At 68.2% G+C, this 23893-nt stretch carries 28 protein-coding genes; 20 read left to right on the top strand and 8 right to left on the bottom strand.

What is annotated here, in order from left to right; genetic code table 11:
- Genes MRBLWO12_RS14385 through MRBLWO12_RS14370 form a run of 4 tightly spaced genes read right to left on the bottom strand, consistent with a single transcriptional unit; the run spans position 1 to position 2916 of the window.
- The gene (locus tag MRBLWO12_RS14385) at positions 1-579 is read right to left on the bottom strand and encodes a helix-turn-helix domain-containing protein (RefSeq protein WP_363556619.1); all 579 of its coding nucleotides are present in this window, start codon (positions 577-579) and stop codon (positions 1-3) included.
- Positions 576-1409, bottom strand: a complete 834-nt coding sequence (locus MRBLWO12_RS14380; protein ID WP_363556617.1) for an amidohydrolase family protein — start codon at positions 1407-1409, stop codon at positions 576-578. The genes MRBLWO12_RS14385 and MRBLWO12_RS14380 overlap by 4 nt, the downstream gene beginning before the upstream one ends.
- Positions 1406-2191, bottom strand: a complete 786-nt coding sequence (locus tag MRBLWO12_RS14375) for a creatininase family protein (protein ID WP_363556615.1) — start codon at positions 2189-2191, stop codon at positions 1406-1408. Before MRBLWO12_RS14375 ends, MRBLWO12_RS14380 begins: the two co-directional genes overlap by 4 nt.
- Positions 2188-2916 (bottom strand): NAD-dependent epimerase/dehydratase family protein, encoded by a 729-nt coding sequence (locus tag MRBLWO12_RS14370; RefSeq protein WP_363556613.1) that lies wholly within the window; start codon positions 2914-2916, stop codon positions 2188-2190. Before MRBLWO12_RS14370 ends, MRBLWO12_RS14375 begins: the two co-directional genes overlap by 4 nt.
- 397 nt (positions 2917-3313) lie before the next feature.
- Between MRBLWO12_RS14370 and MRBLWO12_RS14365 the strand changes: the two genes are divergently transcribed.
- The 4 genes from MRBLWO12_RS14365 (at position 3314) to MRBLWO12_RS14350 (ending at position 7395) form a co-directional block, all read left to right on the top strand.
- Positions 3314-4276 (top strand): carbohydrate ABC transporter permease, encoded by a 963-nt coding sequence (locus MRBLWO12_RS14365; RefSeq protein WP_363556611.1) that lies wholly within the window; start codon positions 3314-3316, stop codon positions 4274-4276.
- The gene (locus MRBLWO12_RS14360; RefSeq protein WP_363556609.1) at positions 4266-5153 is read left to right on the top strand and encodes a carbohydrate ABC transporter permease; all 888 of its coding nucleotides are present in this window, start codon (positions 4266-4268) and stop codon (positions 5151-5153) included. Before MRBLWO12_RS14365 ends, MRBLWO12_RS14360 begins: the two co-directional genes overlap by 11 nt.
- A 47-nt stretch (positions 5154-5200) precedes the next feature.
- Positions 5201-6511 (top strand): ABC transporter substrate-binding protein, encoded by a 1311-nt coding sequence (locus MRBLWO12_RS14355; RefSeq protein WP_363556607.1) that lies wholly within the window; start codon positions 5201-5203, stop codon positions 6509-6511.
- A gap of 80 nt (positions 6512-6591) precedes the next feature.
- Entirely contained in the window at positions 6592-7395 is an 804-nt protein-coding gene (locus MRBLWO12_RS14350; RefSeq protein WP_363556605.1) for an SDR family NAD(P)-dependent oxidoreductase, read from the top strand.
- Between the two features lie 10 nt (positions 7396-7405).
- Here MRBLWO12_RS14350 and MRBLWO12_RS14345 read toward each other — a convergent pair whose 3' ends face one another.
- Entirely contained in the window at positions 7406-8728 is a 1323-nt protein-coding gene (locus MRBLWO12_RS14345) for a hypothetical protein (protein ID WP_363556603.1), read from the bottom strand.
- A 162-nt stretch (positions 8729-8890) separates the two neighbouring features.
- Here MRBLWO12_RS14345 and MRBLWO12_RS14340 point away from each other — a divergent pair, with 162 nt between their 5' ends.
- A complete protein-coding gene (locus MRBLWO12_RS14340; RefSeq protein WP_363556601.1) occupies positions 8891-9196 on the top strand; it encodes a muconolactone Delta-isomerase family protein in 306 nt (101 codons plus the stop codon).
- Positions 9197-9203: 7 nt separating this feature from the next.
- Here the strand turns inward: MRBLWO12_RS14340 and MRBLWO12_RS14335 are convergent, their stop codons facing one another.
- Positions 9204-9617, bottom strand: a complete 414-nt coding sequence (locus tag MRBLWO12_RS14335; RefSeq protein ID WP_363556599.1) for a RidA family protein — start codon at positions 9615-9617, stop codon at positions 9204-9206.
- A gap of 131 nt (positions 9618-9748) precedes the next feature.
- On the opposite strand from MRBLWO12_RS14335, the gene MRBLWO12_RS14330 reads away from it, so the two are divergent.
- A complete protein-coding gene (locus MRBLWO12_RS14330) occupies positions 9749-10933 on the top strand; it encodes a hypothetical protein (protein WP_363556597.1) in 1185 nt (394 codons plus the stop codon).
- A 19-nt stretch (positions 10934-10952) separates the two neighbouring features.
- Here MRBLWO12_RS14330 and MRBLWO12_RS14325 read toward each other — a convergent pair whose 3' ends face one another.
- Complete coding sequence (locus MRBLWO12_RS14325) at positions 10953-11324, bottom strand: L-rhamnose mutarotase (protein WP_363556595.1); 372 nt, start codon at positions 11322-11324, stop codon at positions 10953-10955.
- A 172-nt stretch (positions 11325-11496) separates the two neighbouring features.
- On the opposite strand from MRBLWO12_RS14325, the gene MRBLWO12_RS14320 reads away from it, so the two are divergent.
- The 8 genes from MRBLWO12_RS14320 (at position 11497) to MRBLWO12_RS14285 (ending at position 17801) form a co-directional block, all read left to right on the top strand.
- Positions 11497-12246, top strand: coding sequence for an SDR family NAD(P)-dependent oxidoreductase (locus tag MRBLWO12_RS14320; RefSeq protein ID WP_363556593.1), 750 nt, complete (start codon positions 11497-11499; stop codon positions 12244-12246).
- Between the two features lie 24 nt (positions 12247-12270).
- Entirely contained in the window at positions 12271-13398 is a 1128-nt protein-coding gene (locus MRBLWO12_RS14315) for a mandelate racemase/muconate lactonizing enzyme family protein (RefSeq protein WP_363556591.1), read from the top strand.
- A gap of 99 nt (positions 13399-13497) precedes the next feature.
- Positions 13498-14091 carry a sulfite oxidase-like oxidoreductase gene (locus MRBLWO12_RS14310; protein ID WP_363556589.1) on the top strand — a complete coding sequence of 198 codons (594 nt, stop codon included), beginning with the start codon at positions 13498-13500 and terminating at the stop codon, positions 14089-14091.
- Positions 14088-14813: a ferredoxin reductase gene (locus MRBLWO12_RS14305; protein WP_363556587.1), complete on the top strand. Its 726-nt coding sequence runs from the start codon at positions 14088-14090 to the stop codon at positions 14811-14813. The genes MRBLWO12_RS14310 and MRBLWO12_RS14305 overlap by 4 nt, the downstream gene beginning before the upstream one ends.
- The gene (locus MRBLWO12_RS14300) at positions 14813-15088 is read left to right on the top strand and encodes a DUF6510 family protein (RefSeq protein ID WP_363556585.1); all 276 of its coding nucleotides are present in this window, start codon (positions 14813-14815) and stop codon (positions 15086-15088) included. Before MRBLWO12_RS14305 ends, MRBLWO12_RS14300 begins: the two co-directional genes overlap by 1 nt.
- Before the next feature lie 71 nt (positions 15089-15159).
- Positions 15160-15828, top strand: coding sequence for a TetR/AcrR family transcriptional regulator (locus MRBLWO12_RS14295; RefSeq protein WP_363556583.1), 669 nt, complete (start codon positions 15160-15162; stop codon positions 15826-15828).
- Complete coding sequence (locus tag MRBLWO12_RS14290; RefSeq protein WP_363556581.1) at positions 15825-16913, top strand: Zn-dependent alcohol dehydrogenase; 1089 nt, start codon at positions 15825-15827, stop codon at positions 16911-16913. Before MRBLWO12_RS14295 ends, MRBLWO12_RS14290 begins: the two co-directional genes overlap by 4 nt.
- A gap of 54 nt (positions 16914-16967) precedes the next feature.
- Positions 16968-17801, top strand: a complete 834-nt coding sequence (locus MRBLWO12_RS14285; RefSeq protein WP_363556579.1) for a sugar nucleotide-binding protein — start codon at positions 16968-16970, stop codon at positions 17799-17801.
- Here MRBLWO12_RS14285 and MRBLWO12_RS14280 read toward each other — a convergent pair.
- Positions 17770-18600, bottom strand: coding sequence for an SDR family NAD(P)-dependent oxidoreductase (locus MRBLWO12_RS14280; protein ID WP_363556577.1), 831 nt, complete (start codon positions 18598-18600; stop codon positions 17770-17772). The genes MRBLWO12_RS14285 and MRBLWO12_RS14280 overlap by 32 nt on opposite strands.
- Positions 18601-18701: 101 nt before the next feature.
- On the opposite strand from MRBLWO12_RS14280, the gene MRBLWO12_RS14275 reads away from it, so the two are divergent.
- From MRBLWO12_RS14275 to MRBLWO12_RS14250, 6 genes are all read left to right on the top strand, one after another.
- Complete coding sequence (locus MRBLWO12_RS14275; protein ID WP_363556575.1) at positions 18702-18974, top strand: hypothetical protein; 273 nt, start codon at positions 18702-18704, stop codon at positions 18972-18974.
- Positions 18971-19429: a BLUF domain-containing protein gene (locus tag MRBLWO12_RS14270; RefSeq protein ID WP_363556573.1), complete on the top strand. Its 459-nt coding sequence runs from the start codon at positions 18971-18973 to the stop codon at positions 19427-19429. Before MRBLWO12_RS14275 ends, MRBLWO12_RS14270 begins: the two co-directional genes overlap by 4 nt.
- A 58-nt stretch (positions 19430-19487) precedes the next feature.
- Complete coding sequence (locus tag MRBLWO12_RS14265; protein WP_363556571.1) at positions 19488-20006, top strand: MarR family winged helix-turn-helix transcriptional regulator; 519 nt, start codon at positions 19488-19490, stop codon at positions 20004-20006.
- Positions 20006-20776 carry a HEAT repeat domain-containing protein gene (locus MRBLWO12_RS14260; RefSeq protein ID WP_363556569.1) on the top strand — a complete coding sequence of 257 codons (771 nt, stop codon included), beginning with the start codon at positions 20006-20008 and terminating at the stop codon, positions 20774-20776. The genes MRBLWO12_RS14265 and MRBLWO12_RS14260 overlap by 1 nt, the downstream gene beginning before the upstream one ends.
- 465 nt (positions 20777-21241) lie before the next feature.
- Positions 21242-22762: a SpaH/EbpB family LPXTG-anchored major pilin gene (locus MRBLWO12_RS14255; RefSeq protein WP_363556567.1), complete on the top strand. Its 1521-nt coding sequence runs from the start codon at positions 21242-21244 to the stop codon at positions 22760-22762.
- An 86-nt stretch (positions 22763-22848) separates the two neighbouring features.
- Positions 22849-23844 (top strand): class C sortase, encoded by a 996-nt coding sequence (locus MRBLWO12_RS14250; RefSeq protein WP_363556565.1) that lies wholly within the window; start codon positions 22849-22851, stop codon positions 23842-23844.
- Positions 23845-23893: the final 49 nt, after the last annotated feature.

Below are 23893 nucleotides of genomic sequence, written 5' to 3'. Positions count from 1 at the left end.
TCAGGCGGACGGCGGGTACTGCTCGATCACGAGGACCCGTGTCGCACCGTTCACGCTGCGCAGGAAGTGGGACTGATCGCTCGGGAAGGTGATGAGATCGCCCTGCATGAGCAGATCGGAGCGGGCTGTCGTGCCCACCTCTACGACGCCTTCCACACACACGATGCGCTTGACAGCTCCGCTGCCGTCTCCGCGCGCATCGATCCGCCCGTCTGCGGCGATGGTGACGACGGAGAGCTCGGCCTCGCCGCGTGCGGTCCATCCGCTGAGCAGCTGCGCGATCGACTCGCCTTCGACGTGCGAGAGCACGGGGGCATCCGACAGCCGGCGGATGTCGACGTCTGCGGGCCCCTGGGCTTCGTTGAAGAGGAAGGCGATCGGGATGCGGAGCGTGCGGGCGATCGCGCCGAGCGTGTCGAGGGAGGGATTGCCGATGCCGCGCTCGAGCTCGGAGACCGTGGACTTGGAGATCTCCGCGTCGCGCGCCAGGGCGGACAGACTCAGCCCTCGCCGCTCGCGCCAGCGGCGGATGTTGCCGGCAAGTGGCGGCTCCGACCACCCGGTCGAACCTGCGCTCATGCGTCGGTCCCCCCGATCGAGTCAACGTGTGCCAGATGCCTGAGCAGTGTACCGCCCAGGATCGCATCCGTCTCGGAGGGAGAGAGGTCGGTCAGGATCCACTCGGGCGCGACCATCGCGTCGTCGGGAGCGACCTCCGAGAGGACGGGGGAGAAGTCCGATCCCCAGGCGATGCGGTCGGCGCCGAAGGCATCGAGCACTGCATCCATGGTCGTCCGCGCCCCGAGATGCGGGTAGCGGGGATCGATCGCATAGAGCCCCGAGAGCTTGACGGCGATGTGGTCGAGCGGAGCGAGGGGCAGCAGGGGGCCGAGCAGATCGCGCACCGTGGCGGTATCGACATCGCGCGCGGTGCTACCGGGGAGCCCCAGGTGGCTCACCAGCACGCGCGTCTCGGTGATCGCCGCGAACGCGGTGCGCGCACGATCCAGCGCCGAGGGAGTGGCATTCACGCTCAGGATGCCGCCGGCCAGTGCGGCGAGCTGCTCGGATGACCAGTCCGACAGCGAAGGCCCCTCTTCGGGGAGGTAGATGCTCCATCCGGTGAATCCGTCCTCGCGCATCTTCCGCAGCGCGGCGGGGGAGGGCGGGGCTGCGACTTCGACGAACGCGGTCGGCCGCACCCAGTCGAGTCGCCGGGAGAGCGCGAGGATATGCGCGTTGTTGCCCGCGAAGCGCGGGCTGCCCTCGTACCCGACCACGAGCGCCGCGGTCACGCCGGCTGTCGCGCGGAGCTCCTCGTACCAGGCGAGCTCGTCGCGCCCGCCTTCGACGAACCCGTCGCGGAAGAGGTGGATGTGCGCATCGGCCCGTGCGTGCGAGGGGGTCAAGCGTCGAACTCCGGCGGTGCGGCGAGAGGGAAAGACGGGGCCGCGAACCCGCGCGCGAAGGCCACGGTGCGTTCGACCACGAGGTCGGCCAGTCGGCGCCCGCGCTCGGGTGTCGCCCGCGAGGGGTCGCCCAGCGCTCCGGTGGGCGTGAGCTCGTCGAACCACAGGGGTACGTCGATCCGGGCGGTCGGCGGTGCCGCGTGCGGTGCGAACTCCGGTTCCAGCCAGGCGCCGGGAAGCGGTTCGTGGACGATCTCCGGGCACAGCTCCATCGCCAGCGACGTCTCGATCTCGCAGGCGTGATTGTGCATGCCGCGTCCGGCCATCTCCTCCGCGATCGCATCGCCGGCGACCTGCGCCCACATCACGTGCGCCACCCGTGAGCCCAGGTCGCGGCGGGATTGGCGGGCGGCCAGCCGGATCGCATCCATGTTGCCGCCGTGACCGTTCACGATGATCACGCGGTCGATGCCCTGCGCGGCCATCGACTCGACGACGTCGAGGATGAGCCGGATGAGGGTCTCGGGTCGCAGCGTCACGGTGCCAGCGAACGCCGTGTGGTGCTCGGAGAGTCCGTAGGGCATCGGGGGGAGCAGCAGGGCCGTGTCGCCCAGCGCGTCGGCGACGCGGGAGGCCAGTGCCGTCGCGATCGAGATATCGGTGCGCAGTGCGAGATGCGGGCCGTGCTGCTCGATCGCGCCGAGCGGAAGAATCGCGAGGGCAGCCCGCTCGATCGCCTCGGCGGCTTCGACGGTGGTGCGGTCGGCGAGCGGAATGCTCATGCGTTCTCCCTCGGTGTGGTGGCTTCGCGACGGGCGAGCGGGCGCCAGCCCAGCAGCTCCCGTGCGTCGGCCAGATCGATGTGGTCCCCGGTGTGATCACCCGAGATCATGCAGGTGCGGTACCCCGTGGTGGGAGCCTCGAGCGCTGCGAGGAAGGCCTGAGCCACGTCGGTGCCCGCGGTCATCACATCGCGGCTGTGCGGGTCGTCGTAGTCCTGCCAGTCCTCGTCGGCGAGCGGGCCGACCAGGCGCAGCGAGATGCCGGACAGGTCGTGTTCACGTGTGGCGGCAGCGCACACGAGTTCCGCAGCCGTCTTGCTCAGGCCGTAGGCATCGACCGCATCGCCCGTCGCGGGAAGGAGGGGGGCGCGGTAGTCGGCGAAGATGGACGCCGTGCTGGCATGCACGAAGCGGCGAACGCCGACCTCTGCGGCTGCGCGCAGAGCGGAGTAGAGCCCTTCGACGTTCACTGCGAACTGATTGCGCGCCCATTCGGCGCTGTCCCAGTCGCGTTTGGTGCCCATCGCCAGGAAGATCAGCGTGTCGGATCCCTCGCAGGCGGTGCGCAGTGAGGCGGGGTCGGCCACATCCGCCGAGACGTAGTCGCCGTGCCACCCGTTCGCAGGGCGCAGATCTGCCACGCGCACGGTGTGGTGCCGGGAGAGCAGCGGGAGTACGAGGGCGCCCACGTCACCGGCTCCGCCCACCACGGTCACGCGCGCCATGTCGTCGCCTCCCCCGCGCTGTCGCGCGGGTATGGTCCCGCCGTCACGGCCGTCCAGTCCTGCATCGGCTCATCCTCTCCACGCAACGATGCGTCGAAGTAGTCATTGCGTCCGAAGTGTTCGTCATATCGAACGCACTTCGTTAGATCACAGCGTAGAGCCTCAGAGGGCTGAGCGCGAGTACGAAGTTGTCCCGCCTGATTCTGCCTTGAAAAACCAAGGAATCTGCCGTTCTCTTCCTCGCTGTCAGACGTCAGGTCATTGCGTTCGCTTTGACCGTTGACGGGTGGCAACGAGTGCGATAGCGTTTGACAACTCGAACGATTCGCTGCTGAATCGATCACCCGTCGATCCGAGGCAGCTGCCGAGTGCTCGCAGGAAAAGAGAAGGAGGCCCGATGTCCGCGACAGCGACACTCGTCACACCGACCGACGCGAAAGGTCGCCCGCAGCGCAAGATCGCGCCGGGCGAATCGGCATTCGACCGGACGCGTCGGCGCAGCTACCGACTGTTCGTCGCACCGGCGCTGATCGTCTTCGCGGCGGTGCTCGTCGTACCGACGCTGTTCAGCATCTACACGAGTTTCACGCAGTGGGCGGGCACCGGCCCGATGGAGTTCGTCGGCTTCGACAACTACGTGCGCATGTTCCGCAATCCGATCTTCATCAGCTCGATGTGGAACACCTTCCTCATCGTCGTCGGTGTCGGCATCATCGTCTACGCGATCGCCTTCGCGCTGACCCTCGTTCTTCAGAACACCTTCGGTCGCAAGGCGATCCGTTCGATCATCTTCTTCCCCACGCTGATCCCCGGCATCGTGATCTCGGTGCTCTGGGGGTTCCTGTTCAACCCCGACGGTCTGGTGAACAGCTTCCTCAAGACGCTGGGTATCGCCGAACCTCCTGCCTGGCTGGGGTCGCAGCTGATCTTCCCGACGATCATGCTGGGACTCGCCTGGCTGAGCGTCGGCACCTACACGGTGATCCTCCTGGCAGCCGCCGACCGGATCCCGAAGGAGTACTACGAGGTCGCCGACCTCGCGGGTGCCAGCGCCTTCCAGAGGTTCCGCTACGTCACCCTTCCGCTGATGTGGGATCTGGTGAGCGTGACGGCCGTGCTGTGGTGCGTCGGAGCGCTCAAGACCTTCGAGTTCCTGCTGCTGTTCTCCTCGTCGGCCGGCACCCTGCCCAGCACCGACATCTGGAATATCGCGATCTACTCCTACGCCCAGGCGTTCCCGACGAACGGCATCGCGAAGTTCGGGGCGGCAGCCGCCTGCGGTGTCGTGATGCTGCTCCTGGCGCTCGCGCTGACGATCCTTGCCCGCCGTGTCATGAGGAGTGACGACATTGAGTACTGACACCTCCGTCCGCATGTCGGACCACACGCGCCAGAGCCGAAGGGTGCGCGAGATGCGCTCGGTCGGAGTCAAGGTCATCCTGATCCCGTTCGCCTGGGCGCTCGCCGTGTTCGACGTGTTCGTGCTGCTGTGGATCCTGCTGAGCTCCTTCAAGACCACGCGCGAACTGATCTTCGAGCCGTGGGGCCTGCCGGCCTCTCCGCAGTGGGAGAACTACGTCGCAGCCTGGAACTCCGCGAACCTCGGGGCCGGCATCCTGAACTCGGTGGTCCTCGTGGTCACCTGCAGCCTCGCCAGCGTGGCTCTCGGCGCTCCGGCGGCGTATGCCTTGGCGCGATTCCGCCGCCCCAGCTCCGGCCCGATCACCATCCTGTTCATCCTCGGCCTCGGCGTGCCCGTGCAGGCGATCTTCATCCCGCTGTTCGTCGCTTTCGACCGGATCGGTCTGATCGACTCGATCTTCGGCCTGTTCGTGATCTACACCGGGCTCTCCCTGCCGTTCACGGTCTTCCTGCTCACCGGGTTCTTCCGGTCGCTGCCCCGCGACCTCGAAGAGGCGGCGGCTCTGGACGGCCTGAAGCCGGGCATGACGTTCTGGCGCATCATGTTCCCGCTCGCCCGCTCCGGACTCATCACAGTGATCGTGCTGCAGGCCATCGGATTCTGGGGTGAGACGTTCTTCGCCCTGGTGTTCCTGCGGCACGAGAGCACCATCTCGGTCGCCCTGATGCAGTTCATGAAGACCATGCAGTACACGGGCGCCCGCTGGGAGGTGCTCTTCGCGGGCATCGCCCTCATCATCCTTCCCCTGCTTCTGCTCTACATCTGGCTGGGATCCCGTCTCGTCGACGGGATCGCGGCCGGATACAGCAGATGATCCGAGCCGTACCCGACCCACCGAAAGTTCTACCGAAAGGAAATCACGTGACTCACACCACTCGTGTGCTCGCCAGCGTCGGCGTCTTCGCCACAGCGGCACTCGTCATCACCGGATGTTCCACCGATGCCGGAAACGGCGGCGGCGACGGGGAGAAGAACGACACTCTCCGTTACATGAGCTATTGGACGGAGGGTGAGCCGACCTCCGACATCATGAAGGAGGCCTTCGACGCCTTCACCGAAGAGACCGGCATCAAGGTCGATGTGACCTGGCAGGGGCGTGACCTCCCCAACGTCCTCACGCCGCTGCTCACCTCGTCCAACCCCACCGTCGACATGGTCGATTTCGGGTGCGCGGGCGTCGGTTCGTCGCTCGTGGCGACAGGCAAGGCGGCCGACGTCTCCTCCGTTCTCGGCGAGGAGGTCCCCGGTGAGGGGAAGACGGTGGAGGAGACGCTCTCCGCCGATGCGCTCGCCACCGGTCAGTTCGACGGGGCCACCTACTGCCTGCCGTTCGAGATGACCTCGAACTTCGACATCTGGTACAACGCGGCGGAGCACCCGGACTGGGCCGATGGTGCCCCGACCACCTGGTCGGAGTTCATGGATCTGGTCGGCGAGACCGGCAAGGGCTCCGTGGCTCTCGACGGCACCATCCAGCCGTATGCGAGTGCCTGGTACATCAACCTCGCCGTCAGCGCGACCGGGAAGGGCGGGCTGCTCGAGGCTGCGCAGGACGAGACCGGCAAGGCCTTCGAAGCCCCGGAGTTCCTCGCAGCGGCTGAGGCCGCCGCAGAACTGGCGGGGACGGGAGCCTTCGCCGACGGCTTCGCGGCGAGCAAGTTCCCCGCGATCCAGCAGAAGTGGGCGAACAATGACGCTGCCCTCATCCTGAACGGTTCCTGGCTCCCCGCCGAGGTCGCGCCGTACGCGGCCGAGGGCTTCGAGTACAGTTCGTTCCCGTTCCCGGCCCTCGAGAAGGGCGACATCCAGCCGATGCAGATCGACACGATCGGCTTCTCGGCGATCGAAGGCGCCGCCGGCGTCGACAACGCCAAGAAGTTCATGGCCTTCTTCCTGCAGAAGGGCTACCAGGACGAGATCGGCCAGATCGCCGTCCCGGCCCGTACCGACGCGACGGTGGTCGACTCGCTCGCCAGCGTGCAGGCAGCGCTCGCGAATCCCGACGTGGTGAAGGTCGCCGCGAACGACGGAACCGGAGCTGCGGTCCCGGCGTGGGGCCAGGAGGTCTTCGACCCGCTGGCGCAGAAGCTCGTGCTCGGCGAGCTCGCGCCGAAGGACTTCATCTCGCAGCTCGTGCAGAAGCAGAAGGAATGGTACGAGCTCCAGGGCTGAGCCCGGAGTACGGTGTGGGGGCATCGGCGTCAGCCGGTGTCCCCACGCCATCATGAATCGAGCGGGACGAAGGAGAAGCGGTGGAGAAGCAGCGGGCGCAGGTCGTCATCGTCACAGGTGCCGGCGGGCACGGCGTCGGATCTGGTGTGTGCGATGCGCTCGCCGAACGGGGCGCACGTCTGGTGCTGAACGATGTCGATGAGCGGGCGGTGCACGCGGCGGCCGAGCGCTACCCGGATGCGATCGCGGTGGCGGCCGATCTGCGCACGGCCGAGGGTGTCACGCATGTGCTCGATGTCGCGATCGCACACTACGGCGAGGTCGATGCTCTGGTGAACAACGCCGGCGTCGGGCTCTCCCTGCCTGCGCATCTCGCCGAGGAAGCCGACTTCGACCGGCTCTTCTCGTTGAACATCCGCGGCCTCTGGCTGGCGTCCCGTGCCTTTGCGCAGCATCGGATCGAGCGCGGTGGGGGTGGCGTCATCGTGAACATCTCGTCCGTCCACGGGCAGCACACGCAGAGCGGCTACGCGATCTACGCTGCGACCAAGGGTGCGGTGGAGGGGCTGACTCGGGGCATGTCCACCGAGCTCGGCACGCACGGCATCCGCTGCAATGCGGTCGCACCCGGTGCGGTGCTCGACGAGCGGTTCGTCGACAGCTATGGCCTGGGCGACGACGGGATCGGATGGATCCGCCGACACGCGTCCGAGCAGCAGGTCATCGACCGCACGGTCGGCCCCGCCGATGTCGGTCGGGTCGTGAGCTTCCTGCTCTCACCGGATGCCTGGGCCATCGCCGGGCAGACGGTCACGGTGGATGCCGGGCTCTCAACGCTTCTCTACGATCGTGTCTTCACCGGCGACGCCGCGCGAACGGACTGACGGTGAGAGATCAGGCGGCAGGTGCCGGCTGGTCGAGCTCTTCCAGGATTCGGCGCAGTTCGACGCGGCACAGAGTCTGCGGACGGCCTGCCTGCGGGCGCGCGCGGATGCCGATCTCCTCGGCGAAGCCCGCGTCGATCAGCGTCGACAGCAGTCGACGCGCCGACCGGGTCTGCACGCCGTACGCCTCGCCGAGCTCGCGCGCGGTGACGGCTTCGGTGTCGACCTTGCCCAGCGCCCGCACCAGACGCTGTGCGGCGAGGGCGCCGATGCTCAGCCGCTCTCCCAGACGCACATAGCCGTCGGTCACGTCCTGCGCGCCGAGGTGGGCCGGAGCAGCGCCGCGGCCCGAGTCGGTGCGGCCGTCGGGGAACATCACCGTCACGGCGTCGCCGTCAACGCGCATCGCCGAGCGGGCGTTCTCCTCGGCGAGCGAGTAGGTGTCGCCGATGCCGACTCCGACGGTCGTCGGAGCATCGAAGTTCGGAACGTCGAGCAGCGAGGAGTGGCCGTTCCGGCGGCGCTCCAGCGCCATCTCGATCGCGCCGCGGTTCGTCGTGATGGCGTAGAGGTCGCGCTCCAGCGTGCTCAGCCGGCCTCCGTTCTTACGGGCGAGGTGCAGGAGTGCGCTCTGGGCGCGCAGCCGTCGCTGCTCGCGGTCGTACACGTCGAGTCCGCCGCGGCTGTCGACGTCGACGCGGAAGATCGCGACGGCCGGCTGGGCGGAGCGCGTGCGGTGCAGCTCATCGGCCAGGACGGCACGGTGCAGGGCGTCCAGCAGCGTGGCCTTGGTGTGCACGATGCGCTCGACGGGCACGCCCTTCTCGGTGAGCCGCTCGTTCACCTCGGCGAGGCACGTCAGAGCGATCTCCGCCGCTCCGGAGGCGAGCTGGTCGAGATGGAACTGCACGAGCTCGTCCGCGGCGGGGATGGGGCCGTCGGAGTCGCTGGGCAGCGGTGCGCACGCCGGCGCCGGAAGGTCGAGGTCCTCGAACGTGCTCTCGGCGGTCTCCCGGTCGATCGAGTCGACGGTCGCCGTGGGCATCCGTCCGTCGTGGGTCAAGAGGATGTGCGCGATGCAGCGGTAGAGGTCGGCACCGGAGTGGGAGATGTACTGCAGCTCGGCGTTCAGATCGATGCCGCGGATGAGCTCGTACGGCACCCGGCCCGTGAACAGCAGCACCTGACAGGTCTGATCGAGTTCGCGGGCGACAGCCGCAGCCTCGTCGGCGTGCCGGTAGGGGCGGGCGATGATCCGGCCCTCCCACTGATGGGTGGTCGCGACGGCCAGCGCGTGCGCCACCGAGTCGGCAGGCCCGATGAGTCCGATCATTCTCGTCTCCCGTCGATTTCGCGCGAGTCATCCGTTATCGCTGCGAGGCGGAATCACGATGGTTTCCGCACTGTCCACCAATTATGCCCGCAATCGCGCTACATTCGACCCGCTCCGCGCGCGTGCGCGGTTCGGGCCCTCCGAAAGAAGGAATGATCCCCCATGACGTCACACGAGTTCCTGGTCCGGGTGCGCACGACGGTTCCCGCCGATGTCTCGGCCGAGGAGTGGAGCGCCGTCGTGGCGGCCGAGCGCCGTCGCGGAGCTGAGCTGCGGCGCGACGGCGTGATCGCGCACATCTGGCGCGTCCCCTCCGACGAGGCGGTCGAGAACATCGGCGTGTGGCGCGCGGCGGATCGCGACGCGGTGCAAACGGCGATCGATTCGCTGCCCGCCCGCCCCTGGATGCAGGTCGAGGTGACCCTGCTCGAGGAGCATCCGCTCACGGCCATCCCACTCGGCGCCTGACCCTCGCTCAGGCGGAGGGGCGCTCCGGCACCAGTGCGAGCGCATCGATCTCGACCTTCATGCCCTCGAAGGGGAGTCCGACGATCACGGTGGTCCGCGCCGGTCCTGCGCCCTCGCGGTAGCGGGTCACGTACTCCTCGAAAGCGCGGTTCATCTCACCGAAGTCGGTGCGGTCGGTCAGGTAGACGCGCAGCATCATCACGTCGGCGAAGGATCCGCCGCCGGCCTCGAGCACGCGGCAGATGTGTGCGAGCGTGAGGCGTGTCTGGTCGGCGACGTCGAGGTCCGAGCGGATCGTGCCGTCGGCATCGATGGGGCCTTGGCCCGACACCTGCAGCAGACCCTCGGCGAGGACTCCCGCCGAGAACGCGGACGGAGCCGGAGGAAGACCCTCGGCGACGATCGGGTGAATTCTGGTCATAGCAGCACTCCTGGGATTAGGGATGTTTTCGGCCAGACTATTCGCTTCATGCGATGGGATGCTATTTTCCGGGAATTCTTCATTTCGGGCATACGTGTGGCTAGGCTTGTCTCGACGAAGGAGGCCACGAGATGACGAGACCTGCGAAGATGCGCGTCGCCGTGCTGGCGACGGTGTGGTTCGAGGGATGCCACACCGACGTGATCGTGCCCCCGATCGTCGAGGGTTGGACGCTCGACGGGGTCGACGAGCAGACCGAGCTCGAAGTCGTGTCGATGTACCTCGAACAGATCGGGTGCGTGCAGGGCGACGACCTCGGTCTCCCGTTCCTCGAGCGTCACGGCATCCGCCGCGCGCTGTCGATCGGCGAGGCGCTCGTCGACGGCGCGGGCGGCCTCGGCGTCGACGGTGTGATCATCATCGGCGAGCACGGCGACTACGAGCTGAACGAGCACGGGCAGCAGGTGTACCCGCGACGTCGCTTCTTCGACTCGGCGGTCGCGGCGATGACGGCCGCCGGGCGCTACGTGCCGATCTTCAACGACAAAGGCCTGGCCTACTCCGCGCGGGATGCCAACGAGATGGCGGCGACCGCGCATCGACTCGGTGTCGGCTACGGCGCCGGCTCCACCATCCCTCTCTCGTGGCGGGTGCCCGCGGCGGCGGAGTGGCCGCAGGGTGCGGCGATGGATGCCGCGGTGCTGCTGGGCTGGGGGCCGCTGGAGCGCTACGGGTTCCACTGTCTGGAAGGACTGCAGGCGCATGTCGAGCGACGTGCCGGCGGTGAGACCGGTGTCGCGCAGGTCATCGCGCTCAACGGTGAGGCGTCCCGGGCGGCGATCGCCGAGGGGCGGATCGACCGCGGTCTGCTCGCTGCGGCCTTCGACAGTCTGGACCTGACCCCATCGCAGCGTGAGCAGGCGATCCTCACGGTCGCGGGAGTCATCGAGGTGCGTTACGCCGACGGGCTCATCGCCCACGTGGTCATCTGCGAAGACGAGGTGCGACAGTTCGCGTTCGCTGCCCGCGGCGCGGACGAGTCCTTCGTCTGCCAGATGTGGTTGCCCGGAGCACCCCACCTGCATTTCACTTTCCTGGTGCGGCAGGCGGAGCACCTGATCCGCGACGGTCGGCCGCAGATCCCGATCGAACGCACGCAGCTCACGACCGGCATCCTCGGCGCGGCCATGCGCTCGGGCTGGAGCGGCGAGGCCATGAGTACGCCGGAGCTGGCGATCTCGTACTCGGCACCCGAACGGGTGGAGGGCACGGGTATCGGGCTCGAACGCCCTTCGGGGTGGACGCCGCTCGGCTGAGGCGCAGCGCGCCCTTCGCTCAGTCGGTTGCGGGATATCCGCTGATGTCGAAGATCTTCTCGGCGTACAGCAGCTCGCCGGTCTCGTCCTGCACGGCCGCGAAGAGCGGTGCCATGAGATCGTGCCACTCGTCCACACGACGTCGTGCCTCGGCAGAGAGCTCCGGCGCCGGCGTGCGTTCTTCGCGCCGCAGGACCGAGATGACCAGGCTGCCGCGTCGATGGATCGTGTACTCGGTGATGCCGCTGCCGCGCAGCTCGGCGATCACCTCGGGCCAGACGGCGGCGTGGTGCCGGTCATACTCGGCCTCGCATCCGGGCCGCAGCTCGTAGACGAACACCTCGGGGTCGCGGAGAATGGCACCAGGAGTGCTGCTGTCGATGGAAGACACGGCAGAACCGTATCAGACCGTATTCCCTCGCCCAATGCCCTCTTCATTGCGAGAGGTTTTGCTAGCAGTTTTACCGAAAACTGCCGTATTCTGTGACCGTGACGATCATCCCGACTTCTCCCGTCCCGTCCGCACAGCAGCGCACACCTGCGATGCCGGTCGAGGTCGTGCAGTGAAGGGCCTCGAAGGCCGCCGCTACCTCGTCTGCGGCGGAGCCTCGGGGCTGGGCGAGGCGACGGCTGTGCGACTCCACGAGGAAGGCGCGCGCGTCGTCATCGCCGACCGCAATGTCGACGCCGCGCGGGATCTCGCCGCAGCGCTCGGCGGCTGCGACTACTTCGGGTACGACCAGGGAGACCCGGCCTCGATCTCCGCACTGTTCGACGCGGTCTCCGCGGCGGGGGAGTTGAACGGCGTGGCGCTGGTCGCAGGAGTGCATCCGGGCACGGTTCCTCTGGCCGATGTGGAGCCCGCCACCTTCCGCGGAGTGCACGATGTGAACGCCCTCGGCATCCTGCTCAGCCTGCAGGAGGCGGCGCGCGTCGTCGCGAAGGATGACCGATCCTCGCTCGTCGTGGTCGGATCGGTCGCCGGCATCCGCCCGGTCGCCCGCAACGCGATCTACGCCTCATCGAAGGCCTCGGCGCAGGCGATCACCCGCTCGGTCGCGCTGGAGCTGGCGGGGACCGGCATCCGCGTCAACAGCGTCCTTCCGGGGTCGGCGATCACGCCGCTCGCGATCTCGCAGAGCTCGCTCGAGACCATCCGTGCGGAGGCGGAGCGCGTGATCCCGCTGCGGCGAGCGGCCGAGGCGGGCGAGGTCGCATCCGCCATCTGCTTCCTGCTCTCGGATGACGCCTCGTACGTCACCGCCACCGACCTCATCGTCGACGGCGGTCTCGCCGCCGGCACCGCCTCCTGAGCGAATCTCCCAAGGACTCCTTCCATGAAGATCACCGATATCGAAACTCACGTGCGCGGGAACATCCTGTTCGTCGCGGTCCGTACCGACTCCTCCGTCGTAGGTGTCGGAGAGTCCGCGTGCTGGGCCTACCCCGAGGCGGTGGCTTCGGTCGTCGAGACCTTCGCGGCGGCACTGCGCGGCACCGACCCCCGTCGTATCGAGCGTCACTGGCATCTGATGTGGCGGATGGGCCCGTTCCGCAGCGCGATCGTGGGTGCGGCGCTGAGCGCGATCGACTGCGCGCTGTGGGACATCAAGGGGCGGGCGCTGAACGTGCCGACGCACGAGCTCCTCGGTGGTGCCTACCGCGACCGCATCCGTCTGCACGCGATCATCGACGGTGCCGACGCCGAACAGCTCGGCACGTCCGCCGCCCGCGCGGCCGCAGAGGGCTTCACGGCCGTCAAGTTCGATCCGCTGGAGGACACCTGGATCGACCACTCCACGGGAGAGATCGCCGCTCGCGCCGTCGAGCGCACCACCGCCGTGCGCGACGCGACCGGCGGCAAGGTCGACATGATCGTCGAGGTGCACCGCTCCCTCGCGCCCCACCAGATCCCTGCGCTGCTCGACGGCCTTCGCCCCCTCCGGCCGCTCTTCGTCGAGGACCCGATCCAGATCGACACGTTCGATGTGCAGACCGGTCTGCTCGCGCACGGTGTTCCGCTCGGTCTCGGGGAGCGGTGGCAGTCGATCTGGGAAGTGCGTGAGGCGCTCGCCGCGAACGGTCCGTTCATCGTCCGCTCCGACGTGACCCTCGCCGGCGGCATCAGCGCGGCGCGCAAGATCGCCGCGATCGCGGAGGCGCACCACGCCCAGGTGTCGTGGCACAACTGGTTGAGCCCGGTGTCGGATGCCGCGACTCTCACGGTCGACGCCACGATCCCGAACACACTGACGCACGAGCACGCCCCCGCCCAGCTCGCCGCCTTCGGTGACGCGATCCAGACCGGATGGCGGGTCGACGAGGGGCACATGGTGCTCTCCGACGAGCCGGGCCTCGGCGTCGAGGTGGACTTCGACCGTCTTCCTGAGGCCGGCGACATCCTCGGCCGACAGCTGCACGAGATCCCGTTCGCCTCGGACGGATCGGTGGCGTTCGCCCGCTGAACCTCCTCGGCGACCGGCCGCACGGGTGCGCACGATATTGCTGCAGCGCTCGTGAAGGCGATGTGGTGGAATGGGCTCGACGAGCGAAAGAAGACGCCCATGAGTGTGATCTCCCGCGGTTTCGGCGCACGCAGAAGAGAGTCGAACGACCGGCTTCCTCCCGGCCAGTACCTCACCGAGGACTTCCCTGTGCTGTCGGCGGGGCCGACGCCGCACGTGTCGACAGAGGACTGGGAGTTCGCGGTCGTCGGGCTCGACGGCCGACGGCACACGTGGACGTGGGACGAACTGCACGCGCTCCCCGTCGACACCATCACCACCGACATCCACTGCGTCACCCGCTGGTCCAAGCTGGGCACGCAGTGGCGCGGCGTCTCACTGGACCACCTGCTGGAGCGCGCTGGTGCGGACGGCGCCTTCACCCAGGTGCACTCTTACGGCGGGTACACGACCAACGTGCCCAGGGCCGACCTCTCGGGAGGAAAGGCCTGGATCGCTTTCGAGTTCGACGGACAGCCCCTCGCTGCCGAGCACGGCGGCCCTGCCCGGCTCCTGGTCCCTCACCTCTACTTCTGGAAGTCCGCGAAGTGGGTGCGCGGGCTGACCCTGATGGCGGCGGATGAACCGGGGTTCTGGGAGCAGAACGGATACAACATGTACGGCGATCCCTGGAAAGAGCAGCGGTACTGGTGACCGACGCATCATCGTGGCGGACGGCCACCGTGGTGGATGCGCGTCAGGTCGGTTCGCACGGGCGGATACTCCACCTGCGCGTCTCTGAGTGGCCGGGGAATCTGGCCGGCCAGCATGTCGACGTACGTCTGACCGCCGAGGACGGATATCAGGCGGTTCGCTCTTACTCGCTGGCATCCGCGGGGTCCGAGAGCACGCTCGAACTCGCCGTGGACGAGGTGCCCGACGGGGAGGTGTCTCCCTATCTCGTCGAAGATGTGCAGCCCGGCGACCAGTTGGAGGTGCGCGGCCCGATCGGGGGCTACTTCGTGTGGACTCCTGAGCACGAGGGGCCTGTGCAGCTCATCGCGGGCGGCTCGGGCATCGTTCCCCTCATCGCCATGGCCAGAATTCACGCGCGGTCCGTGAGCGCGGCGCCGATGCGATTGCTCTATTCGGTGCGTGCCCCCGCGGATGCGTTCTACGCCGACGAGGTGGACGGTCTCGCCGGGGAAGGTTTCATGCTCGACTGGGCGTACACCCGCACGGCTCCCGCCGGTTTTCCGCGTGCAGCGGGCAGGATCGACGCCGCAACCGTCTCGGCGTCGACGATCCCTCCGGGCGAGCAGCCGACGGTGTTCATCTGCGGCCCGACGGGGTTCGTCGAGACCGTCGCAGATCTGCTGGTCGCGGCGGGGCATCCGCCGGAACGCGTCCGCACCGAGCGCTTCGGAGGAACCTGATGAGCGACATCCATCCTGGTCGACGTGCCCGGGTCGACGGCAACGCCGCGGGCGGTCGTCTGCTCGAGCTGTTCGGGCGTGACATGACGACCGCGCGTGCGCAGTGCGGGCAGTGCGATCGTGTGGCGACACTCGCGGATGCGATCGCGGAGGTGGACGACGTGTGTGTGATCCTGCTCTGTCGCGGATGCTCGCACACCCTGCTGACCTGCCTGCGCTCGCCCGACGGCGAGCAACTCGTGATCGGCGCTCTCGCGCGTCTCGAGTTCCGCTGAGAGGGCGGGGACGCGCTCCGCACTGTCGCCGTTTCTGGACACCTGTCTAGAAACGGGCGTAAGATCGGCGTATGACCCGCGCCGATGCGAACCCCGACCTCGCCGCCGTGCGTGACGGGATCCGGTCCTCGTCCGACCGCCGTGTCACGGCCACGCGCACCCGCCTGTTCGACGCGGTCCGCGATCTCGCCGACCAGGGCGCGGAGATCACGGTCCGCAGCACGACCGAGCGCGCCGGAGTCAGCCGTGCCACCTTCTACACGCACTTCTCCGGCATCGACGACCTCGCCCTGCACCTGCAGGAGCAGGCTTTCCACGACATCGCGGAGGAGTCCCGACCGACGGGTGCCGGGGCTCTCGATGCGACCCTCATGGAGCGGTCCCAGCGCGCGCTGATCTCCCACTACGCCACCTACCGTGCTCTCTACGCCGGGGCCTTCGCGGTCGCGGTTCCCCGCGGTGCCGAGACGCGTGTCGCCGAGCTGATGAAGGTCGAGATCCTCACGCACCTGCGCCGCTTCGCGCAGCCGCCCGCCGGGATCGAACCGGACATCGCCGCGACCTACATCGCCCATGCCGCCACCGGCGTCATCGCCTCGTGGGTGCTGGGAGATATCGAAGCGACGGAGGATGAGCTCGCGCGCCACCTGACGCAGCTCATGCCCCGCTGGATGCATACCGGCATCCCTGCGGTCACCGGAGATGCCGATGGCCGACGTCCTGAAGGAGAGAAGCAATGAAGGCAACGCTCGTCCGCGAGATCGGTGCAGGTTTCGTCAGCGCAGACATCGACATCGCCGCACCGATCGGGCGCGAGGTGCTCGTCGACATCAAGGCCTCCGGCCTGTGCCACACCGACCTCACGATGTCACGATTTGAGATGGGCAACCCGCTCCCCGGTGTCTTCGGGCATGAGCTCGCCGGCGTCGTCACGCAGGTCGGCCCTGCCGTGACGGAGATCGCCGTGGGTGACCATGTCGTCGGATGCCTGGTGCAGTACTGCGGCGCCTGTGAGAAGTGCCTGTCGGGCAAGGTGTTCCAGTGCCTGCACCCGGAGACGACGCTGCGTGCCGAGGGTGATGCTCCTCGCCTCAGCGAGAACGGCAGCCCCGTCGGCCAGGCGTTCGGTCTGGGCGGCTTCGCGCAGCAGGCCCTGGTGCATGAGAACCAGCTCGTGAAGGTGCCGGACGAGGTGCCGTTCGCGCAGGCCGCGCTGCTCGGCTGCGGTGTCGTCACCGGTGCGGGTTCGGTGCTCAACACCGCCGACGTGCAGGCCGGCGACTCGATCGTCGTGATCGGCGCGGGAGGTGTCGGATTGAACGCGATCAACGGTGCGCTGGTCGCCGGCGCGACCACGATCATCGCGGTCGACATCGCCGACGACAAGCTCGACAAGGCCCGGGAGTTCGGCGCCACTCACGTCGTGAACTCGAAGGAGGTCGACCCGGTCACCGCCGTGATCGAGATCACCGGACGTGGTGCCGATGCCGTGTTCGACTTCGTCGGCACCAAGGCCGTCGCCGAGCAGGGTCTCGAGATGGCGGCACCCGGTGGCGGGCTGTATTTGATCGGCGTGATCGACCCCACCTCCCACATCGATGTGCACCAGGTCGGACTGATCGGCACCCAGAAGCGCATCCAAGGCGTCTACATGGGCTCGACCACGGCGAAGCGCGACATCCCGATGTACGCGAAGCTCTACCTCGAAGGCCGCTTCGAGCTGGATTCGCTGCTGTCCAAGGAGATCGCCCTCGACCAGGTGAACGAGGGATACGACTCGCTGCGCGACCCGAACATCACGCGCGTCGTCATCACCTCGTTCTGACGCGTCCTGTCGTACCGGTCGGCGCCCGCCCGCGGGTGTGACAGATTGGGACGGATGACTTCGCCCCGATCTGTCGCCCCCGCCCGCACGCTCCTCGTCGGATACGGCAAGCTCGGCGCGCTCCTCGTACCGCGGCTGCGCGCCGACGGTGGAGAGGTCGTCGCAGTACGTCGGAGTGACGGCTCGCTGCCCGATGGCGTCGCAGGTATCAGGGCGGACCTCTCGCTTCCGCTGCCCGAGCCGCTGCCGCGGGTCGACGCGATGGTGGTGACGCTCCCGCCGAGCGGCCCCTCCGGCTACCGCACCGCGCTGACCCATCTGGCCGCAGCGCTGCCCGTGGTTCCTGCCCGCACGATCTTCGTCTCGTCGACCGGGGTGTTCGAGGGATGGGGAGCCGAGCGCCCCATCACGGAGCAGGATGATCCTGCGCCGACGACCGAACGTGCGCGGGAGCTGCGTGACGGCGAACGCGCCGCTGCCGAGCTGTTCGATGCCGTCATCGTGCGCCCTGCGGGGATCTACGGGCCAGGGCGCGAGTTCCTGATCCGCCAGGTGCGGGAGCATGCCACCGTGAACCACCGCCGTCGCACGAACCGCATCCACGACACCGACCTCGTGCGCACGCTCGACCTGCTGCTGCGGATTCCGGAGCCACCAGCTGTGCTGCACGCGGTGGATGCGGCCCCGGCACCTCTCGGCGACGTGGTCGGCTTCATCGCGCGGACACTCGGGGTGGACGTGCCGCCAGACGACGAGGCCGCCGCCCCGACCGGCACGGTGCTCGACGGTTCGCTGCTGCGCGCTGTGCTGGGTGAGCTGGAGTACCCGACCTACGAGGCGGGCTATGCGGCGATGCTCACGAGCCCGCCGCGATCCACCCCCGTGTGAAGCCGAGCACGCGGCTGCCGTCGGTGTCGGCCAGCGAGGCGCTGACGAACGCGGTGGCGCCCTCGGAGGTCTGCCAGCGGAACCGGTACTCGTCTGACAACACCGCTGCGGCGATTGCTGCTCCGGCGGACTGCGCCGTCTGCGCGTTCGCGAACGCCCCGGCGGTGCGGGCGATGTACGCCTCGAGCAGCGCGCCGTAGGGGCCGCCGGTGTCGGGGCGCTCGGCGTTGTCGACGAAGTCGCTCGCGACGGCGGCGGGCTCGATCACGCTGACCCTGATGCCGAAGCGCTCGGCGACGGGGGCGAGGGACTGCATGAATCCCTCCACCGCGAACTTCGCGCCGCAGTAGGTGTCGGCGAAGGGCTGCCCGACGGCGCCGCCGACACTCGTGATGGTGAGGATCCGTCCGCTCCCGCGCTCGCGCATGCCCGGCAGCACCAGCTTGGTGAGGTTCACGGGTGCGAGGTAGTTCACCTCGAGCTGATCGCGCACCTGCTGCATGCTCGCCTGTTCGGCCGTGGCCACGCTGCCGCGTCCGGCGTTGTTGAGAAGCACGTCGATGCTGCCCAACTCGGCCTCGATCTCGGCGACGAGGGTGGCGGCCGCCGCGTGGTCGACCACGTCGAGGGCGCGCACATCGACCGTCACTCCCGCTGCGGAGGCTGCGGCGTTCAGGCGCTCGGCCCGCCCGACATCGCGCATCGTGGCGACGACGTGCAGCCCCTGCCGTGCCAGTTCGACGGCGGCGTGCAGCCCCATGCCCGAGGAGGTTCCGGTGATCAGTGCGACATCAGTCATGAGAGCACAGTACGCCGGTTCGCGATCGCGGCGTCTTGCGTACCGGACCTCGCGAGCGCAAGCCCCGAGACGGATCTCGGCTCGCGCCCTACTCTGCAGATGTGAACGACTCCTCCGACCATCATCCTGATGTGCTGTGGGCCTGCGTCGAGGACGGATTCCATGTCGGAAGCCGCGTCGGCGATTTCCTCGGCTACGTCGATCGTCAGTCCGACGGCTCCTACCTGGCATTCGATGCCCGTGCGGTGAGCATCGGCCGCTTCGACTCTCTGCACGATGCCACCTCGGCCGTCAGCGCGGCCGGCAGCGTGGCCGGCAGCGTGCGCGTACCGCAGAGTGGTCCTGTCGAGCGCCGAGGCGGTGTCGTCCTGTGAGTGCCGCGTCAGCAGACGACCTGGTCTCGCTCGTCTACACGAGCACAGCGGTGCGGGCGCTCGATGGCGATGCGCTGTCGCAGCTGCTCGCACAGTCACGCGACGCGAATGGGGCGCGCATCGTGACGGGCATGCTGCTCTACCGCGGCGGCCGCTTCATCCAGGTGCTGGAGGGAGCGCGGTCTGTCGTCACCGCGCTGGCGGGGTCCATCGCGCGTGATGCTCGGCACCGGGACATGAGGATTCTGATGCTCGAGAGCGTGCCCGAACGGCAGTTCCCCGACTGGACGATGGGCTACCAGGGGCTCGATCCGCTGGCCGAACCGCGGCCCGTCGGTTTCCGGGACTCCTTCGCCGACCTCGACGTCGATTCCGACCGCTCCACCACGGTGCGCGCGCTCTCGGAGCTGTCCCTCTGGTTCCGCGTACGACAGGGATCTCGCGCCGTGTCATGAGATGCCCGAGGGGCTCTGGTCACGAGTCCCGCTGATAGTATGGCGCCTTATGAATAGCATGGTCGATGGGAGCGGCGGGGTCGACAGGGATGACGGAGTCGACCCGAAACACGCCCTCCTGCTGGGCCGGGTGCCCGCCGACGGGTCGGCAGCGCTCGTGATGACCGTCCTGTCGACAGCGCGAATGATCGATCAGGCATGTGCGCGCATGCTGTCGCCCCATGGGCTCTCCGAAGGCCGCTTCGCCGCGCTTCTCGCGGTGGAGGCGCAGGACGGCGCGAGTCCGTCGACGATCGCCGACAGCCTCGGTGTGACACGGGCAACCGTCACCGGCCTGTTGGAGGGGTTGGAGCGCAGCGGCCTCGTCACGCGTGTCGTCGATGTTGCCGACCGTCGTTCGCACGCCGTCAGTCTCACTTCGGCCGGAGCAGCGCTCGTCGCAGAGCTGATCCCCGTCTACTCGAACTGGTTGGGGCATCTCGCCGCCGGCGTCGAAGGTCGCGTCGCGGTCGTCGACGCGCTCGCGCAGGTGCAGTCGAATCTCCGCCGGTCCACGGTCGTCGAGGCCGACCTGTGATGACCTCACGAACGGTCGCCGGCGTCTCTGCGGGGCGTCGGGAGCAGTTGCACGGCGGGGCGAGCACGACCACGCTCACCGAGGCGCTTGCGATCGATCATGTCGTGCTGCTGCACCATGTGCTGCCGGATGCGTCTGACGACCTGCGAGAGCGGGTGGCGGACGCACAGTCCCTGGGAATCCTCGCGCGGATGCAGGGCATCGGTGCCGCGCTCCGTGCGCACCTGGGCGACGGTCGGTTGGCCGAACTCGGCACGCACTCTTCGGACACGGTTCGTGGGTGGGTGTGTTTCGCAGTTGCGGCTGACCCGGAGTTCCAGAGTGTGAGCACGGTGCTGCCGCAGCTGCGGCCGGCGGCCGACGACGAGCACTTCGCCGTGCGCGAATGGGTGTGGATGGCAGCCCGCCCGATCCTGACTGAGAACCTCGGTGAGAGCGTCGACGTGCTCGCGCACTGGACGGGGTCCGAATCCGAGCGCATCCGTCGGTTCGCGAGCGAGGCACTGCGGCCGCGCGGAGTATGGGCGAAGCACATCGGCGAGCTCAAGGCGCACCCCGAGCACGGGGAGCCGATCCTGGAGCCGCTCAGAGCGGATCCGAGCTCCTCGGTGCAGGACTCGGTCGCCAACTGGATCAATGACGCATCCAAATCGCGCCCCGACTGGGCGCAGGCGCTCGGGGAGCGGTGGCTGCAGGAGAGCCCGACGCCCGCGACGGCGAGGATCGTCGGTCGTGCGCTGCGCTCGCTGAGGTCGGCCGACATCGGATAGGCGTGCCCGCGTCTGGGCCGTGCCGGTTCACCTGCACGATGGAACCACGTCGGCACGACGTGTCACGGGCTTCGGTCGTGCATCCGTGACCGGGTCGTGCATCCGTGACCGGGTCGTGCATCCGTGACCGGGTCGTGCATCCGTGACCGGGTGTGACACGGGGGATCGGGAGCCTCTTCGGGGAGGGAATGGCGCCCCCGATCCCACCGCGGATGCGCACGCATCGCGACGAGCGATTGGGGAGGGCGCTCGTCACATGCACGACCCCGTCGCGCAGCGAACATGACGCGAACGGCCCGAATGCATGCGGACCGGCGGGGCCGAGAGCGTGCGGAAAAGTTTTTCGGCAACCCGCGTCACGATCTCCCTCGACATGAGTCCGGTATGGCGAAGAGGTCACTGCGGGCGAAAGACCCCGGTGTGCCATAGGGGGCCACATGGCCATACAGGGAGGGAGACGTTCAGGTGGCTGAACGCAAGAAGACACAGAGAGTGTTGTCGATCATGGGGGTGACGGCACTCGGCCTGGGCGCAGTGATGGGCGCAGGCACGGCCGCATACGCGGCTCCGCAGGACTACGGCAACATCGACCCCGACCGCACGGGTTCGCTCACGGTGCACAAGTATTTGCACCAGGACGGAGATGTCGAGGGAGACATCAGTGAGGCTCCGGCCGCGGGCGACTTCACAGATCCGGTGGCAGGCGTGGTCTTCACCGCGTACCCGCTGCTCGAGAGCGGTACGCCGATCGACCTGAGTGTTCCGGAGAACTGGAACGATCTCAGCGACCTCACCGCCGGTGCCGCGTGCGCGGCGCCCACGGGGTACACGCTCGGCGCGCCGATCACGCTCCCCGCGACGGACGCCCAGGGTGCGGCGAGCATCGATCTCGCGGTCGGTGTCTACCAGGTGTGCGAGACCTCGGCTCCCGCGATCATCGTCGATCGGGCGACCCCGTTCATCCTCACCGTTCCGATGCCGCACGAGAGCGGCTGGGTGTACGACGTGCACGCCTACCCGAAGAACGGCGAGGGCGTCGTCGAGAAGACGATCGACCCGCAGCAGGACACCGGGCTCGGCTCGGTGATCCGCTTCCCCGTGACCGTCCCCGTGCCCACCATGCAGCAGGAGTGGACCGGCTTCGCGATCCGCGACACGCTGGACGACCGGCTCGAGCCGATCGCACCGGCTGACGTCGAGGTGACCGCTGACGGCGCGGCACTCGACCCGTCGTTCTACGAGGTCACTGTCGCCGGCCAGCAGGTCACGATGAACTTCACCGCGGCCGGAATCGCGTGGCTGAACGAGGGCCCCAACGCCCACGTCGGCGCCGCGATCCAGGTCGTGTTCGCGGGAACCGTCGTCGCAGTCGGCGATGGTGAGATCACCAACCAGGCCGAGCTCTGGCCGAACAACCCCGGCTTCGACCCGAGTGGTCAGCCGCCTCTGCCGTCCAACGAGGTGCACACCTACTGGGGAAACCTCGAGGTGCAGAAGCGCGGCGCCGGGACCACCGGCTCCGAGGGGCTCCTGAACGGCGCGACGTTCGAGGTGTACAACGCCGCGGACCCGTACGCTGCGGACTGCACGGCGGCTGTCGCTGCCGGAGACCCCGTCGTCGTGAACGGTGAGACAGAGTTCACCTCGGCCGGCACCGGAGTCATCTCCATCGCCGGTCTGTTCGTGAGCGACAGCGTCAACCCCGCCATCGACGCGACGCAGCGCTGCTACGTGCTCAAGGAGATCGCGGCACCGTCCGGGTATGTCCTTCCCGCAGACCCGTTCACCTCGGTGGCGGTTCTGATCGGTCAGACCACCACCTCCGACAACGTCGAGATCGTGAACACCCAGCAGGAGGTGCCGCCGCTGCCGATGACGGGTGCGAACGGTCAGATCATCCTGATCACCGCCGGTGCGGCTGCGCTCATCGTGGCCGTCGGGCTGCTCCTGATGAAGCACCGCCGTCGCGTGGACGCCGCCGAGTAGACGCGAGCTGTTCCGGTCTGAGGAGGCATCGCGCCTCCTCGGACCGGAACACCTCCGCATCAGCGCACCGAGGGGGAGAGAGCGCCATGCAGACACTGGATGCACCGGACACGGCCGTGCCGGCGGTCGGCACTGCCCTGCGCGGTGACCGTCGGCAGGCGACAGCACGACGGTGGAAGCCCGGCGGGCTGACGATCATCATCGCTCTTCTCGCCCTCGGTGGACTCGGCGCAGGACTCTATCCGATGACGGCGGCATGGATCACGTCGTACAACCAGTCGCAGGTCCTGGTCGGCTACGAGTCGGCGATCGCCGATGTCGAGCCCAGTGCTCAGGAGCAGTTGCGGCAGGCGCGTGAGTACAACGACGCCTTGAGCGCGGGCGTCGTGCTGGGTGAGAACGCGAACATCCCGGTCGGCGACGGCACGCTCTCCGACGACTCACTGGACTACTCGACGATCCTCAGCGCGAACGCGGCCGGTCTGATGGCGCGGGTGAAGATCCCGCGCATCGACGTGGACCTGCCGGTGTATCACGGCACCAGCGATGCCGTTCTCGACCGTGGTGCCGGCCACCTCGAAGGGTCGCACCTGCCGGTCGGCGGGATCGGGACGCGCTCGGTGATCACGGCGCACCGTGGACTCGCCAACGCGACGATGTTCACCGACCTCGACCGGGTCGAGGTCGGCGACACCATCACCGTGGAGACCTTCGGGCGGGTGCTGACCTACCGGGTCAGGGAGACGAAGGTGATCGAGCCCGACCAGACCGACACCTTGCGCGCCGAGCCCGGTGCGGACCTGGTGACGTTGATCACCTGCACGCCGCTGGGGATCAACACGCACCGCATCCTCGTCACCGGGGAGCGGATCACGCCCACGCCGGAGGCCGACCTCACGGCAGCGGGACAGGAGCCGGTGATCCCCGGCTTCCCCTGGTGGGCGGTGCTGGGCGGGGGAGGAACCCTCCTCATCTCGGCGTACCTGCTCCGGCAGGGCTTTGCAGATGCACGGATGCCGGTGCCGGCGCGACGCGCACGCACACACAAGACGACGAAGGGGTCTCGCGGCGATGGCGCCTGAGATCAGCGGAGATGACGCAATGACGACACACACCACAGGGGGAGAGATG

Source organism: Microbacterium sp. LWO12-1.2 (assembly GCF_040675875.1).
GTDB lineage: Bacteria > Actinomycetota > Actinomycetes > Actinomycetales > Microbacteriaceae > Microbacterium.
Note: the sequence above shows the minus strand (reverse complement) of the source record. Positions and strands in the feature narration are given on the sequence as shown.